Annotated in this window: 12 protein-coding genes; 4 read left to right on the top strand and 8 right to left on the bottom strand. The window is 64.7% G+C overall.

Annotated elements, in window-relative coordinates; genetic code table 11:
- Positions 1 to 6 precede the first annotated feature (6 nt).
- Together ACNFHO_RS22475 and cra are read right to left on the bottom strand one after the other, a co-directional pair.
- Positions 7 to 783, bottom strand: a complete 777-nt coding sequence (locus ACNFHO_RS22475) for a TatD family hydrolase (RefSeq protein WP_416767388.1) — start codon at positions 781 to 783, stop codon at positions 7 to 9.
- A gap of 2 nt (positions 784 to 785) precedes the next feature.
- Entirely contained in the window at positions 786 to 1,778 is a 993-nt protein-coding gene (gene cra / locus ACNFHO_RS22480; RefSeq protein ID WP_063546114.1) for a catabolite repressor/activator, read from the bottom strand.
- A 279-nt stretch (positions 1,779 to 2,057) separates the two neighbouring features.
- On the opposite strand from cra, the gene ptsP reads away from it, so the two are divergent.
- Genes ptsP through ACNFHO_RS22495 form a run of 3 tightly spaced genes read left to right on the top strand, consistent with a single transcriptional unit; the run spans position 2,058 to position 7,586 of the window.
- Positions 2,058 to 4,910: a phosphoenolpyruvate--protein phosphotransferase gene (gene ptsP / locus ACNFHO_RS22485; RefSeq protein WP_416767389.1), complete on the top strand. Its 2,853-nt coding sequence runs from the start codon at positions 2,058 to 2,060 to the stop codon at positions 4,908 to 4,910.
- A 1-nt stretch (position 4,911) separates the two neighbouring features.
- Positions 4,912 to 5,862 carry a 1-phosphofructokinase gene (gene pfkB / locus ACNFHO_RS22490; RefSeq protein ID WP_416767391.1) on the top strand — a complete coding sequence of 317 codons (951 nt, stop codon included), beginning with the start codon at positions 4,912 to 4,914 and terminating at the stop codon, positions 5,860 to 5,862.
- Positions 5,859 to 7,586 carry a fructose-specific PTS transporter subunit EIIC gene (locus tag ACNFHO_RS22495; protein WP_416767392.1) on the top strand — a complete coding sequence of 576 codons (1,728 nt, stop codon included), beginning with the start codon at positions 5,859 to 5,861 and terminating at the stop codon, positions 7,584 to 7,586. The genes pfkB and ACNFHO_RS22495 overlap by 4 nt, the downstream gene beginning before the upstream one ends.
- Before the next feature lie 61 nt (positions 7,587 to 7,647).
- Here the strand turns inward: ACNFHO_RS22495 and ACNFHO_RS22500 are convergent, their stop codons facing one another.
- A complete protein-coding gene (locus ACNFHO_RS22500) occupies positions 7,648 to 7,863 on the bottom strand; it encodes a DUF3820 family protein (protein WP_054892498.1) in 216 nt (71 codons plus the stop codon).
- A gap of 224 nt (positions 7,864 to 8,087) precedes the next feature.
- Between ACNFHO_RS22500 and ACNFHO_RS22505 the strand changes: the two genes are divergently transcribed.
- Positions 8,088 to 8,564, top strand: coding sequence for a ferritin-like domain-containing protein (locus tag ACNFHO_RS22505; protein WP_416767393.1), 477 nt, complete (start codon positions 8,088 to 8,090; stop codon positions 8,562 to 8,564).
- On the opposite strand, the gene ACNFHO_RS22510 is transcribed toward ACNFHO_RS22505, so the two are convergent.
- The 5 genes from ACNFHO_RS22510 to ACNFHO_RS22530 all read right to left on the bottom strand — a co-directional run bounded on the left by ACNFHO_RS22510 (position 8,561) and on the right by ACNFHO_RS22530 (position 14,233).
- Positions 8,561 to 10,066, bottom strand: a complete 1,506-nt coding sequence (locus tag ACNFHO_RS22510; protein ID WP_112899619.1) for a diguanylate cyclase — start codon at positions 10,064 to 10,066, stop codon at positions 8,561 to 8,563. The genes ACNFHO_RS22505 and ACNFHO_RS22510 overlap by 4 nt on opposite strands.
- 215 nt (positions 10,067 to 10,281) lie before the next feature.
- Entirely contained in the window at positions 10,282 to 11,613 is a 1,332-nt protein-coding gene (locus tag ACNFHO_RS22515) for an OprD family porin (protein WP_416767394.1), read from the bottom strand.
- A gap of 204 nt (positions 11,614 to 11,817) precedes the next feature.
- Entirely contained in the window at positions 11,818 to 12,042 is a 225-nt protein-coding gene (locus tag ACNFHO_RS22520) for a hypothetical protein (RefSeq protein WP_054892501.1), read from the bottom strand.
- A gap of 129 nt (positions 12,043 to 12,171) precedes the next feature.
- Positions 12,172 to 13,584 carry a heavy metal sensor histidine kinase gene (locus ACNFHO_RS22525; protein ID WP_416767396.1) on the bottom strand — a complete coding sequence of 471 codons (1,413 nt, stop codon included), beginning with the start codon at positions 13,582 to 13,584 and terminating at the stop codon, positions 12,172 to 12,174.
- Positions 13,559 to 14,233: a heavy metal response regulator transcription factor gene (locus ACNFHO_RS22530; RefSeq protein ID WP_416767397.1), complete on the bottom strand. Its 675-nt coding sequence runs from the start codon at positions 14,231 to 14,233 to the stop codon at positions 13,559 to 13,561. The genes ACNFHO_RS22525 and ACNFHO_RS22530 overlap by 26 nt, the downstream gene beginning before the upstream one ends.

Below are 14,233 nucleotides of genomic sequence, written 5' to 3' on the forward strand. Positions count from 1 at the left end.
GCACGGCTACCAGCCGAACAGCTCACAAGCGTTGCGCGTACTGGCCGCGGCCAGCGCGGTGCACTCCACGCCCATGACCTCGGCCAGCGCTCGGGCGATATCGGGCAGATGTTCGGGGCTGTTGCGCCCATTGGGGTGCATCACCGGCGGCATGTCTGGCGCGTCGGTTTCCAGTACCACGCTCTCCAGTGGTAAGCGCGGCAAGGTCTTGCGCAGGCGCAAGGCTTGCGGCCAGGTGGCGGCGCCACCCAGGCCCAATTTGAATCCGAGCTTGATGTATTCGCGTGCTTCTTCGTAGCTGCCGGCGAAGGCGTGGATGATGCCTGCGCGTACGGGCTTGTAGCGCTTGAGCGTGGCGATCACCTGGGCATGGCTGCGGCGTACGTGCAGCAGCGCAGGCAAGTCGAAGTCGCAGGCCATCTGCAATTGCGCTTCGAACAAGGCCTGCTGGCGTGTCTTGTCGAGCTCGGGCAGGTAATAGTCCAGGCCGAACTCGCCGACCGCGCACAGGCGCGGGTCGCCCCGTAGGCGTTCGAGCCACCCGCGCAGTTGCGCCAGGTGTTCGGGCTGATGCTGCTCGAGGTACACCGGGTGCAGGCCGAGGGCGGCTGGCAGGCGTGTGTCGCTGCAGGCCAAGTCCCAGACTCGCTGCCAGTTGCCCTGATCCACCCCCAGTACCACCATGCGCTCGACCCCCAGCGCCGCGGCGTTGCCCAGGAGGCGCTCGCGGTCGGCGTCGAAGTCGGGGAAATCCAGGTGGGTGTGGGTGTCGATCAGGCGCATGTTCAGGCCGAGATGCGCTGCTTGAAGGTTCGCGCCACAGCGTGTACGCCGGGGGCGTAGGTCTTCTGCTCGATGGCGGCCAGGGCCAGTTCCAGCGCGGTGGCGGCGATCTGGCCGTGCTGTTGGGCCATGGCGTTGACTGGCAGCGGCAGGAAATCGAGCAACTGGTTGTCGCCGAAGGTGCCCAGTTGCAGCTCGCGTGGCTCGCTGGCACGGGCTTGCAGGGCATCGAAGACGCCTTGCAGCAACACATAGGAGGTCGTCACCAGGGCATCGGGCAGGTCGCCGAGCTCGTCGATCAGCGTTTCCATCAGGCGCTGGCCACAGGCGCGGCTGAAGGCGTCGCCTTCGTAACGGCGAACTTCGCCATCAAAACGCTGCAGGGCCTCGTCGAATCCTCCGGCGCGGGCCTGGCTGACCGACAGCTCCGGACGCGCACCGATCAGGGCGATGCTGCGAGGCTTGCTGCCCAGCAGGCTTTCGGTGAGTTGGCGGCTGGCCTCGCGGTCGTCGCTGATCACCGAGCAGAAGTGCGCGGGGTCGAGGCGACGGTCAATGGCAATCACTGGCAGGCCCTTGCTCTGCATTTCGCGATAGCTGTCATCTTCCGGCGGCAGGCAACTGGCGACGAACAACGCATCGCAGCGGCGAGCGCGGAACAACTGCTGCAGCTGGCGTTCGCTTTCGGGCTGGTCATCGCTGCTGGCGATCAGCAACTGGTAGCCACGGGCTCGCGCGCCTTGTTCGAGCTGCTTGGCGATGCGTGCGTAGCTGGGGTTTTCCAGGTCCGGGAGGATGAAGCCGAGGGTGCGTGTGTGCCGGCTGCGCAGGCCGGCCGCCTGGGGGTTGGGCGTGAAGTCGTGGGCCTCGACCACCGCGCGCACCCGCTCGACGGTGGCGCTGCTGATGCGCTGCTGTTCGGCCTTGCCATTGATGACGTAGCTGGCAGTGGTCACGGAAACACCGGCCAGACGTGCGATATCGCTGAGTTTCACCGCATTTTCCTTGTTATTACCGGGGCGGCCAGGGGCGCCTGATCGGGTAGTCTTACTCAGAATTGTGTCCAAGTGCAGGCGACCATTGTCGCAATTGTTCCGACAAACTGGGGCTTTTTCCTACGCAGATTATCGAGTAACGTGGCCGCCTGGTCAGATTAAACGTTTCAGCATCCGATTGAACGGGAACTGCCCCTGAGCCCGCGGGTGAAAAAACGCGTTGAATCCCACAACAATAACCTCAGTCCCGAACGACGGGTACTGCAAAAGGAGAAGGTCATGCTCGAGCTCGCGAGAGAGCAGATAGCCATGGGCCAGGTCGCCAGCGATAAAGCGGCGGCATTGCGCTTGCTGGCCGATCGGCTGGTCAGCGACGGTCTGGTCGCCGAGGGTTACCTACAGGGCCTTGAGGCGCGCGAGGCGCAGGGCTCGACCTTTCTCGGCCAAGGCATCGCCATCCCCCACGGTACCCCGCAGACCCGCGACTTGGTGTTTGCCACCGGTGTTCGCCTGTTGCAGTTTCCCGAAGGGGTGGACTGGGGCGACGGGCATATCGTCTACCTGGCGATCGGCATCGCCGCACGCTCTGACGAACACCTGCGCCTGTTGCAACTGCTGACGCGCGCCCTGGGTGAAACCGACCTGGCCGAGGCGCTGCGCCGCGCCAGCTCCGCCGACGCACTGCTCAAGCTGTTGCAGGGGGCGCCGCGCGAGCTGGCGCTGGATGCACAACTGATCGGTCTGAACCTGCCCGCCGAAGACTTCGCTGAACTGGCCTGGCGCGGTGCGCGCCTGCTGCAGCGTGGCGGCTGTGTGGACAGTGGTTTCGCAGCGCTGTTGCAGCAGGCCGAGCCACTTCCGCTGGGAGAGGGGCTGTGGTGGTTGCACAGCGAGCGCGAGGTGCTGCAGCCGGGCCTGGCGTTCGTGACTCCGCAGCAGCCCCTGCGTCATCGCGATCAGCCCTTGAACGGCCTGTTCTGCCTGGCCAGCCTTGGTGCTGCGCATCAGGCCTTGCTCGAGCGTCTTTGTCAGGTGCTGATCGAAGGGCGTGGGCAGACCCTCTACCAGGCCACCAGCAGTCGCGATGTGTTGCAGGTGCTGGGCGGCGAGGCGCCGCCCGACTGGCCCAGCGTGCGCGTGATACTGGCCAACCCCCATGGCCTGCATGCCCGCCCGGCGAAGGTGCTGGCGCAACTGGCCAAGGGCTTCGAGGGTGAAATCCGCATCCGCCTGACCGACAGCGGCCATCCCGGCGTGTCGGTGAAAAGCCTGAGCCGCCTGCTGTCACTAGGGGCCCGGCGTGGGCAGGAACTGGAGCTTATCGCCGAGCCGGCCATCGCCAGTGATGCCCTGCCGGTGTTGCTGGAAGCCATCGAACAGGGCCTGGGCGAGGACGTCGAACCGTTGCCAGCGCTTGCCCTGCCGGTCGCCGAGGTGGTGCGCGACACCTTGCAAGCGCCGCTGCCCGGTAGCCAGGTCCAGGGCGTCGGTGCAGCGCCAGGCATCGCCAGCGGGCCGGCCCATGTAAGGATTGAGCGCCAGTTCGATTATCCGCTGCGCGGCGAATCCTGCGCCCAGGAGCGTGCCAGGCTGCGCGCTGCCCTGGCGGCGGTCGATGCCGAGCTGCAGACACTGGTGCAGCGCAGCGACAAGGCCATCGGTGAGATCTTCATCACACACCAGGAGATGCTCGCCGACCCGGCACTGGGCGATGAGGTGGATCTGCGCCTGGCCCAGGGCGAAAGTGCCGCAGCGGCGTGGATGGCGGTGATCGAGGCGGCCGCCAGCCAGCAGGAGGCGCTGCGCGATGCGTTGCTCGCCGAACGTGCCGCCGACCTGCGCGACATTGGCCGAAGGGTGCTGGCGCAGCTGTGTGGCGTCGCCGAGCAGGCCGAGCCGCAACAGCCCTATGTGCTGGTGATGGCTGAAGTCGGGCCGTCCGATGTGGCGCGTCTCGACCCGGCGCGGGTTGCTGGCATCGTGACCGCGCAAGGAGGGGCCACCGCACACAGTGCCATCGTCGCCCGTGCCCTGGGCATTCCGGCGGTCGTCGGTGTCGGGGCGGCGATCCTGCGGGTGGAGGCGGGCACGCCGCTGTTGCTTGACGGCCAGCGCGGCAAGGTCAGCGTTGCGCCAGCTGCCGATGAGCTGCAGCGTGCGTTGGCCGAACGCGATCAGCGTGAGCAGCGTCTGCAGGCCGCCTGGGCGAATCGCCATGAGCCGGCCGTGACCCGCGATGGCCATGCCGTCGAAGTCTTCGCCAACATCGGTGACAGCAGTGGCATCGACAAGGTGGTGGAGCTTGGCGCCGAAGGTGTCGGCCTGTTGCGCACCGAACTGATCTTCATGGCCCATCCGCAACTGCCGGATGTCGCCACCCAGGAAGCGGAGTATCGCCGCGTGCTCGATGGCCTGCAGGGGCGCCCGCTGGTGGTGCGCACCCTCGATGTGGGCGGTGACAAACCCTTGCCCTACTGGCCGATCGCCGACGAAGACAACCCTTTCCTCGGCGTACGTGGCGTGCGCCTGACCCTGCAGCGTCCGCAGGTCATGGAGGAGCAGTTGCGCGCCCTGCTGCGGGCGGCCGACGACCGGCCACTGCGGATCATGTTCCCGATGGTCGGCCAGATGCACGAGTGGCGCGCGGCCAAGGCCATGGTCGAGCGGCTGCGTGAGGAGATCCCGGTCAATGACCTGCAGGTGGGGATCATGGTCGAGGTGCCGTCGGCTGCGCTGCTGGCCCCGCAACTGGCCCGGGAGGTGGACTTCTTCAGCATCGGTACCAACGACCTGACCCAGTACGCCCTGGCCATCGACCGTGGCCATCCGAGCCTGTCGGCCCAGGCCGATGGTCTGCACCCGGCCGTGCTGCAACTGATCGACATGACCGTGCGCGCCGCCCATGCCGAAGGCAAGTGGGTAGGCGTGTGCGGTGAGCTGGCGGCCGATCCGCAGGCTGTGCCAGTGCTGCTGGGGCTGGCGGTGGACGAACTGAGCGTCGCGGCGCGCAGTGTCGCCGAAGTCAAGGCCCTGGTGCGCCAGGCCGATTACTCGACGGCCCGCGCCCTGGCGCGCGAGGCCCTGCAACAGGACAGCGCCGAGGCGGTACGGGCGCTGGTGGAGCGTGACTGAAATGGCCAAGATTCTCACCCTGACCCTCAACCCTGCGATCGACCTCACGGTAACCCTCGAGCAGCTGCGCGCAGGCGAGGTCAATCGCACTCATGAACAGTGCAGCCACGCCGCCGGCAAGGGCCTGAACGTTGCCCAGGTGCTGGCTGACCTTGGGCATCAGGTGACGGTCAGCGGTTTTCTGGGGCGCGATAACCTGCAACCTTTCGAAGCGCTGATTGCTCGTCGCGGCTTCGACGACGGGTTCGTTCGCGTGCCAGGCGAAACCCGCACCAACATCAAGCTGGTCGAGGCCGATGGCCGGGTCACCGATGTCAATGGCCTGGGCCCTCAGGTCGACGACGCGGCCCAGGCCGAGTTGCTCGAGTACCTGGCGCAACGGGCGGCTGGGCATGACGTGGTGGTGGTGGCGGGCAGCTTGCCACGTGGCGTCAGCGCGCAGTGGTTCTGCCAGTTGCTGGGCCAGCTGGTCGCCCAGGGCCTGAAGGTGGCGTTGGACACCAGCGGCGATGCCTTGCGCGCCGGTCTGCAAAGTACGCCTTGGTTGGTCAAGCCCAATACCGATGAGCTCGGCGAGCTGTTCGGCATCACCGTGCAGGCTTTTGCCGAGCAGCGTGATGCCGCCCAGCGCCTGCTCGACGGCGGCGTCACCCACGTGGTGGTGTCCCAGGGCGAGCACGGGGTCAACTGGTTCGCCGCTGACCTGGCCCTGCATGCCCAGCCGCCCAAGGTGAGCATCGCCAGTACCGTGGGCGCGGGCGACTCGCTGGTGGCGGGCATGGTTCATGGCCTGCTGCAGGCCGAGAGTACCGGGCAGACCTTGCGCCGCGCCACTGCCATCGCCGCCCAGGCGGTGACTCAGGTGGGCTTCGGCATCGACGACCGCGAACAGCTGTCGCGCCTTGAAGCTGCCGTGCAACTGACAGAACAACAACAAGAGGCTCGCCGATGAACATTGCGATCGTCACCGCCTGCCCGAATGGCCAGGTGTCGAGTGTATTGAGTGCACGCTTGCTGGCCGCCGCGGCCCAACGTCGGGGCTGGAGTACCAGTGTCGAGGTGTGGGATGCCGAGCACCCCGAGCGGCACCTGAGCCCTGCGCAGATCGCCGAGGCTGACTGGGTGCTGGTGGTCAGTACCGGTTCGGTGGATCTGAGCCGTTTCGTCGGCAAGCCTGTGTACCAAAGCACCCCCGCCCAGGCGCTGGCTGATCGCGAAGGTTTCCTCGATGAGGCCGCGGCCAACGCCAAGGTGCTCGAGGCGAGCGTCGCCGATACGCCTGGTCGCAGCGCTGCGCCGCGTATCGTGGCGGTCACCGCTTGTCCGACCGGGGTGGCCCATACCTTCATGGCGGCCGAAGCCCTGCAGCAGGCCGCCCGGGAGCTGGGCTACGGTTTCAATGTCGAAACCCAGGGCTCGGTGGGCGCCCGCAACCCATTGTCGGCCGATGCCATTGCCCAGGCGGACGTGGTGCTGCTGGCTGCCGACATCGAGGTGCCGACGGCACGCTTTGCGGGCAAGCGCATCTATCGATGCGGCACCGGCATCGCCCTCAAGCAGGCGCGGGCGACCCTCGACAAAGCGCTGGCCGACGGCAAGCAGGAAAGCGCCGGAGGCACGGCCGATACACCCGCGAAAAGTGAAAAGGCCGGGGTCTACAAGCACCTGTTGACCGGTGTGTCGTTCATGCTGCCGATGGTGGTGGCGGGCGGGCTGCTGATCGCCCTGTCGTTCGTCTTCGGCATCGAGGCGTTCAAGGAGCCAGGCACCTTGCCTGCGGCCTTGATGCAGATCGGTGGCGAGGCGGCATTCAAACTGATGGTGCCGATGCTGGCGGGGTATATCGCCTGGTCCATCGCCGACCGTCCGGGCCTGGCCCCTGGCATGATCGGTGGCCTGCTGGCCAGCACCCTGGGTGCGGGGTTCATTGGCGGTATCGTCGCGGGCTTTCTTGCCGGCTATAGCGCCAAGGCCATCAGCCGCTGGGCGCGTCTGCCCGCCAGCCTCGAAGCGCTCAAGCCGATCCTGATCATTCCGCTGCTGGCCAGCCTGTTCACCGGGCTGGTGATGATCTACGTGGTCGGTCATCCGGTGGCGGCCATGCTCGAGGGGCTCACGCGCTTTCTCGACAGCATGGGTACCACCAACGCGATCCTGCTCGGATTGCTGTTGGGTGGGATGATGTGCATCGATCTCGGCGGGCCGATCAACAAGGCGGCCTATGCCTTCTCGGTGGGCTTGCTGGCCTCGTCGAGCTACGCGCCGATGGCGGCGACCATGGCCGCTGGAATGGTGCCGCCGATCGGCCTGGGAATCGCGACCTTCCTGGCCCGGCGCAAGTTCGCCCAGAGCGAGCGCGAGGCAGGCAAGGCGGCATTGGTACTGGGGCTTTGCTTCATCTCCGAAGGCGCGATTCCCTTTGCTGCGAAGGACCCGTTGCGGGTGATTCCGGCGAGCATCGCCGGCGGTGCGCTGACCGGGGCGCTGTCGATGTATTTCGGCTGCAAGCTGATGGCGCCGCACGGTGGCCTGTTCGTGCTGCTGATCCCCAACGCGATGAACCATGCGCTGCTGTACCTGCTGGCGATCCTTGCCGGAAGCCTGGTGACGGCGGTGGTGTACGCGCTGATCAAGAAGGCTGAGCGAGTGGAGATGGTGGTGGCCCCGGCCAAGTGATCGCCCTGGGGGCAATGGTGGAGGCTTCGCAGGCGTGCCAGCGAGGCCTCCACCACCGATCTCAACGTTTGTGCCGCAAGGGCACCAGCAACTCCCCCAGACCGTTGTGATCGATCTCATGCATCAATGCCAGCAACCCGCCCAGCTCTCCGGGCGGAAAGCCCTTGCGCGCGAACCAGGCCAGGTAGTCGCCCGGCAGATCGGCGATGATCCGGCCTTGGTATTTGCCGAAGGGCATGGTCCGTGTGACCAGCAGTTGCAGGGATTCGGGTTTCATTCGGTGAACCTGGTGCGCTGAAAACGCCGACCATACAGCAATCGCTGCGCGCATCCACCCTGCAATCTGCACGAGCGCGCAAGCGGCAATCATGCAGAACACCGCTTCCTTACCGTTGCGCTAAAAAAATAAATATATGATTTTCAAGGATTTTTTATATTTTCCAGGCTTGGCATGAAGACTGCTCCTGTCATAGGGACTATCACCTGCCAAGGAGTTACCCCATGAGCAACCCCAACAAAGACGTGATCGACGTGCTGAACAACCTGATCGAGTACAGCAAGGATGGCGAGAAGGGTTTCAAGGAGTCGGCCGATGACGTCAAGAATCCTGAACTGAAGGCCTTCTTCGTCCAGCGTGCCGGCGAGTGCGCCAGTGCCGCAGGCGAGTTGCAGAGCGAAGTACGCCGTCTCGGTGGCGACCCGGAAACCTCCAGCAGCTTCAGCGGCGATCTGCATCGTGGCTGGGTCAACCTCAAGTCGATGGTGACCGGCAAGGATGAAGAAGCGGTGCTCAACGAAGTGGAGCGGGGCGAGGACCACGCGCTGAAGGCCTACAAAGAGGCTCGCGAGAAGCTGGTCAAACTCGGCCGCGGCGCCAGTGATCAAACCTATGCGCTGGTGGAGAAGCAGCTGCAAGGCGTACAGCGCAATCACGACCAGGTGAAAGTCCTGCGTGACGCTGCCCGCGCCCGCTCCTAAGCAACAGGCGTGACAGGCCCTTCTACCCGGTTACGGCCCCCCGCCTTGGCCCGGTAAAGGGCTTCATCCGCGGCACCCAGCACTGCTGTAAGGTCGTGCTGGGTGCCGGGTTGGTAAAGGCCGATGCCAATGCTGACCGTGATCGGTCGCTCATCGGCACCGAATCGCGGCATCGCCTCGACACTCAGGCGAATGCGTTCGGCCAGCAGCAACGCGCCGGCCAGTTCGGTTTCCGGCAGCACCACCTGAAACTCCTCGCCACCATAACGCGCTGCCAGGTCGGCCGGCCTGCGAATGCAGCGATTGATGGTGCGCGCCACCTCACGCAGGGCATGATCACCGCCGGCATGACCATGGCGCTGGTTGAACGCCTTGAAGTGATCCACATCCACCATCAGTACCGCCAGCGCCGAGCGGTTGCGTTGCGCGCGCGCCCATTCCTGGCGCAGTACTTGATCGAGGCGACGTCGGTTTGCCAGGCCCGTAAGGCTGTCGGTGGCTGCCAGCGTGGCCAGGCCTTGCTCGGCATCGTGGCGCCGACGCAGTTCGCGCCCCAGCAGCACGGTCAGCCAGAGTATGCCCAGGCACAGTACTCCCGTGGCCAGGCCGACGATCAGCGCCGTGCGCCGCCAGGCTTGGAAAACTTCGGAAGAAGAGTGCGCCACCAGCACGATCAGCGGCAGTTCGCCCACGCGCGCAAACGTATACATGCGCCGCTCGTCGAACAGGTTCGAGTGCGCGCTGAAGCTGCCACTGTGCTCCTGGAGAATGCGCTGGAAATTGGGTTGCTGGCTGAAGTCGCTGCCGATCGCTGGGTCTTGTGGCCGGGTCGGCTCGCGAGCGAGCAACTGACCGCTGGTGTTGAGCAGGTTGATGCTGCTGTGCTCGCCGATGTCCAGGCGCTGGAAGAGTTCGTTGAAATATGACAGGCGCAGGGCGCCGGTGGCCAGGCCTGCGAACTCACCGTTGGGGCCGGGGATGCGCCGGCTGAAACTGATGCACCAGTCCAGATCGCCAAGCCGCGCCTTGAACGGTGGGCCGACCAGCAGACCGAGGTTGGCGTTGGCCTGGTGGGCCTTGAACACCCCCGTGCCGGCGAAGTTCGCCTGGCGTGGAATGATGCTGGTGGAGTCGCCCACCACATCGCCTTGGGCGTCGAGCCACAGCACATCGCCGCGGCTGCGGTCGACGAAGGCCTGGTTGAACAGCAGGCGTTGGCGCAACGGGCCAGGCACCTTCGGCAGCTCGCTGCGCCCGACTGCCCAGATCAGTCCCTTGAGCGACTGGTCATAGAGCTCGGCGTTGCGCAGGATGTCACTTTCGATGAGCTGGACGATGTTGCTCGAGGCGCGGATGGAGGACTGTTCGACACTGTCCCGTTCGCGACCGAGCAGATAGCTGACGATACCTACAATCGCGAGCACGGCGAGGCAACTGCCCAGGTTGAGGATCAGCTCGGGGTGAGGCCTGGGGAGGATGGGGCGCGGGGATCGGGTGTGCAACATCGGGCTCGCTACTGCATAGGCCCCTCTTTCCGTGAGGGTTGGGCTATAAAGCGGCGGCGATATTCTAGGGAAGTGGCAATTGTCGGACAAGATTAGTCCGTCGGAAATGCATCAGCGGCTTTGCGGGACGAGCCCGCTCCTACAGGACTGTAGGAGCGGGCTCGTCCCGCGATCACCGGCAACGCCGGTGCCATCCGCTGAGAGAGGGCCGATCAGAACACGTTCAGCGGATAGTCGACGATCACACGCAACTCGTCGTTGTCGTTATCCACAGCCGAATACCCCTGGCTGCCACGGTGGCTGGCATAGCGCAGCAGCACCGACAGGTCCTTGAACCGGCCTTCCTGGAACACGTACTTCACGTCCAGGTCGCGTTCCCAGTGGCGCGCATCCTTGCCGTCCTCGCTGTACCAGTGGCCATAGCCGACGCTGTTCGGATCGGCCTTGGTGAGGTCCAGCTTGCCGCGCGAATACGACAGCGACGAGGTCAGCCCCGGGATGCCGAGCCCGGCGAAGTCATAGTCGTACTGAAGCTTCCAGGAGCGCTCGTTAGGGCCGTTGAAGTCCGAGTACATGCGCGAGTTGTCGAGGTAGATGCTGTCGCCCAGGTTGATGTAGTCGAACGGCGTATTGCCGTTGACCCGCTGGTAGGCGGCAGTGACGCTGTGATGACCGGCCGCCACGGTGAAGTGCAGGCTGTAGGTGTTGTTGTCGATCTTGCCCAGTTTCGACTGGCCAGTGTCCTGGGTGTGATAGAAGTGCACGCCCGGGTTGAGGCTGACCAGATCATTGACCGCGTAGGTGTAGTCGAAGTCGGCGTAGTACTGGTTCCAGATGTCTTTCAGTTCGGCGGCATAGAGGTTGGCGGTGATGTTCTCGGTGCCGTTCCACGCGGCGCCCGCCCACGACAGGTGCTTGCTGCGCTGGTCGTCGGTCTGCTGGCTGTAGTAGGTGTCGATGCGGCGGTGGCCGCTCTGGTTGTAGGGCTTGGTGAAGCTCACCTGGCCGCCTTCGAGCAGCAACCCTTCGACGCTGGTGTTGGTCAGTGCCACACCACGGAAGGTCTGCGGCAGCATGCGCGTCTCGCCACCGGCGATCACTGGATTGGTGAGGAACAGGTCACCGGCTTTCAGTTCAGTGTCGAAGCCCTTGAGCTTGACCGCGGCGCCTGCGGTGGAGAACGAATGCGGCGCGGCGCCCAGTTCGTCTTCGTTCTTCTGGTGAGTCGGCAGGATGCTGGTGCCAGCGTGGCCGCCACCGCCATCGAGCTTCAGGCCCAGCATGGCGTGGGCATCGACACCGAAACCGATCACACCGGGCGTATAGCCCGACTCGAAGCGGGCGACGGCGCCCTGGCCCCACTCGCGATTGTCGCGCACACCCTGGTTGAGTTGGTTGCGGTTGAAGTAGGCGTTGCGAAAGTGCAGGTTCAGCGACGAACCCTCGATGAAACCATCAGCTTTTTCGTCGTCCGCCTGGGCGGCATGGGGAATCGTTGCGGCCAATGCAACGAACAGAGGCGTGAAACGGAAAGCGAGGGACACGAGTAAATGCTCCTTTGGTCTAACAGTGAGGCAGTTTCTAATTGTCGGAATTGCAGTTTCTTATGAGGGACGTTACAAACCGGCTGATAATTAAAGCGCATAAAAAAAGCCGCTGATGCGCAGCGGCTTTAAAAAGCTAACATATCGACACAGGCACTGCCCATGGCGTAGCCGGGGGAAAACAGGGCGTGTTCCGGCTGCCGATCAGCTGTCGGCATTGTCATCGGTCGTGACTTTGGAAGCTGTCTGTTGCGCGTCTTTTACTGCACCTTGGTGCTGCGCGGCATAGGCGTCCTGCGACTGTTGCAGGGTGGCGGCGATCTCTGCGTTACGGGCGACGAAGGCCGGCGATTCCTCAGCCATGGCCAGGGGCGACAACAACAGGGAAGACAGGACGAAGACGCTGGCAATACCCATACTGTTGGACATTTGAAACAACCTTCTTGCGTGGCAAGTGTGAGTGAAGACAGCGCTAAGTTAGTCCTGAAGAGGCACTTGAAACAGCACCGCAGAGGATAATCACTCTTGCGCAAAAAGTAAGAATGCCTGCGTGGGTCTTCAGACTTTTACCCTGAAACCGCGTAGTTGAGCGCTCGGCAGGTTGATGCCGAAAGTATTGGCGCCCCCTTCGCTGCGTACAAAAACACTGCCGCCATGCATCAGCGCAATGGCCTTGACGATCGCCAACCCCAACCCATGGTTACCACCGCCGCTGTTGCTGCGCGCGGCGTCCACCCGATAGAAGCGTTCGAACAGTAGCGGCAGGTGCGCTTCATCGATAGCCGGGCCGGGGTTGCTTACGGCGATGCTGACCCGCTCCTTATCGACATTGATCCGTACCTGGATCACCTGCCCGGGCGCAGTGTGTTGTACCGCGTTGTTCAGCAGGTTGATGAGCGCGCGGCGCAGTTGGGCCTTCTCGATCGGGGCCTGGGCATCACCGCTGACCGTGACGCTGACCTGGGCGTCTTCGAGGATGTAGTCCAGGTAGTCGAGGGTCGTGGCCACTTCCTCGGCCAGCGAGGCCTGGGTCAGGGCGGTGGCCTTGCTGCCCTGATCGGCGCTGGCGAGAAACAGCATGTCGTTGATGATGCTGCGCAGGCGCTCCAGCTCTTCCAGGTTCGATTGCAGCACCTCGAAGTAGTGCTCGGCGCTGCGCCCGCGGGTCAGGGCCACTTGGGTCTGTCCGATCAGGTTGGTCAGCGGCGAGCGCAGTTCGTGGGCAACGTCGGCGTTGAAGGCTTCGAGCCGCGAATAGGCCTGGCTGACCCGGTCGAGCGCGGCGTTGAAGGCCTTGGCAAACTGCGCCAGCTCCGGCGGCAGGTCCTGGGTGCGCAGGCGTCCGTCCAGGCGCGGTGGGGCCAGCGCCTGGGCCTCGGCTGACAGCGCCAGCAGCGGACGCAGGCCGATGCGTGCGACCCAGTAGGCCAGCAGCGAGGCCAGCAGCACACCGAGCACGGCCAGGCCGACAATGGCCACTAGCAGGCTGTGCTGGGCCTGCCAGAAGGTTTGGGTGTCGATACCGATCATGAAACGTACCGCCGGCCGTTCACCCAGTGCCGGCAGTTGGCTGACCAGGATCTTGAACGGGTAGGGGTTGTCGGGCAGGCGCAGGTCGCGCATACCTTCCGGGCCCTGGGCGAAGCGGCGCAACTGTTCGTTGGGGTGGCCGTACTCGAAGCGCGGATCATCGCTGACCACCCAGAAGCGGATACGCCGGTCTTCTTCGGCCAGCAGATTGAGTTTGTTGTGGATCTTCGCCCAGTGTTCCAGGGTGCCGAAGCGGTTGAGGGTGGACTCCAGCACGCTGAAACGCGCATCCAGCTCGGCCGCCGGCAGCAGGTCGAGGCTGCGATCGACCTGGCGGTACAACGCACTGCCGATCAGCACGAACACCGCCAGCGCCACCAGCGTGAACAGCAGCGACAGGCGCAGGGCCAGGGAGTTAGCCCGCACGGTTTTCCAGGACATAGCCCATGCCTCGGATGGTGTGTAGCAGCTTGTTGTCGAACGGCCCGTCGAGCTTGGCGCGCAGGCGCTTGATCGCGACCTCGACAACATTGGCGTCGCTGTCGAAATTGATGTCCCAGACCAGCTCGGCGATGGCGGTCTTGGACAGGATCTCGCCCTGGCGCCGGGCCAGCACGCTGAGCAACGAGAACTCCTTGGCGGTCAGCTCCAGACGCTGGCCCGCGCGGCTGGCCTTGCGCGCCATCAGGTCGATCCACAGGTCGGCGACCTGGATCTGCAGCGGCTCGTGGCTGGTGCTGCGACGGGTCAGGGCCTGCAGGCGGGCGACCAGTTCGAGAAAGGAGAACGGCTTGCCCAGGTAATCGTCGGCACCTTCGCGCAGGCCATGAATGCGGTCCTCGACCCGCTCGCGGGCGGTGAGCATGATCACCGGCGTCTGCTTGCGCGCACGCAGGGCGCGCAGCACGCCGTAGCCATCCAGACCCGGGAGCATGACGTCGAGCACGATCACCGCGTAGTCGCCTTCGAGCGCCAGGTGCAGGCCGTCGATACCATCACGGGCCAGGTCGACGGTGAAGCCCTGCTCGGCCAGGCCACGATGCAGGTAGTCGGCGGTTTTTTCTTCGTCTTCGACGATCAGCACACGCAT

The sequence above is a fragment of the Pseudomonas sp. NY15374 genome (genome assembly GCF_048068255.1).
In the GTDB taxonomy this organism is placed as follows: Bacteria; Pseudomonadota; Gammaproteobacteria; order Pseudomonadales; family Pseudomonadaceae; genus Aquipseudomonas; species Aquipseudomonas machongensis.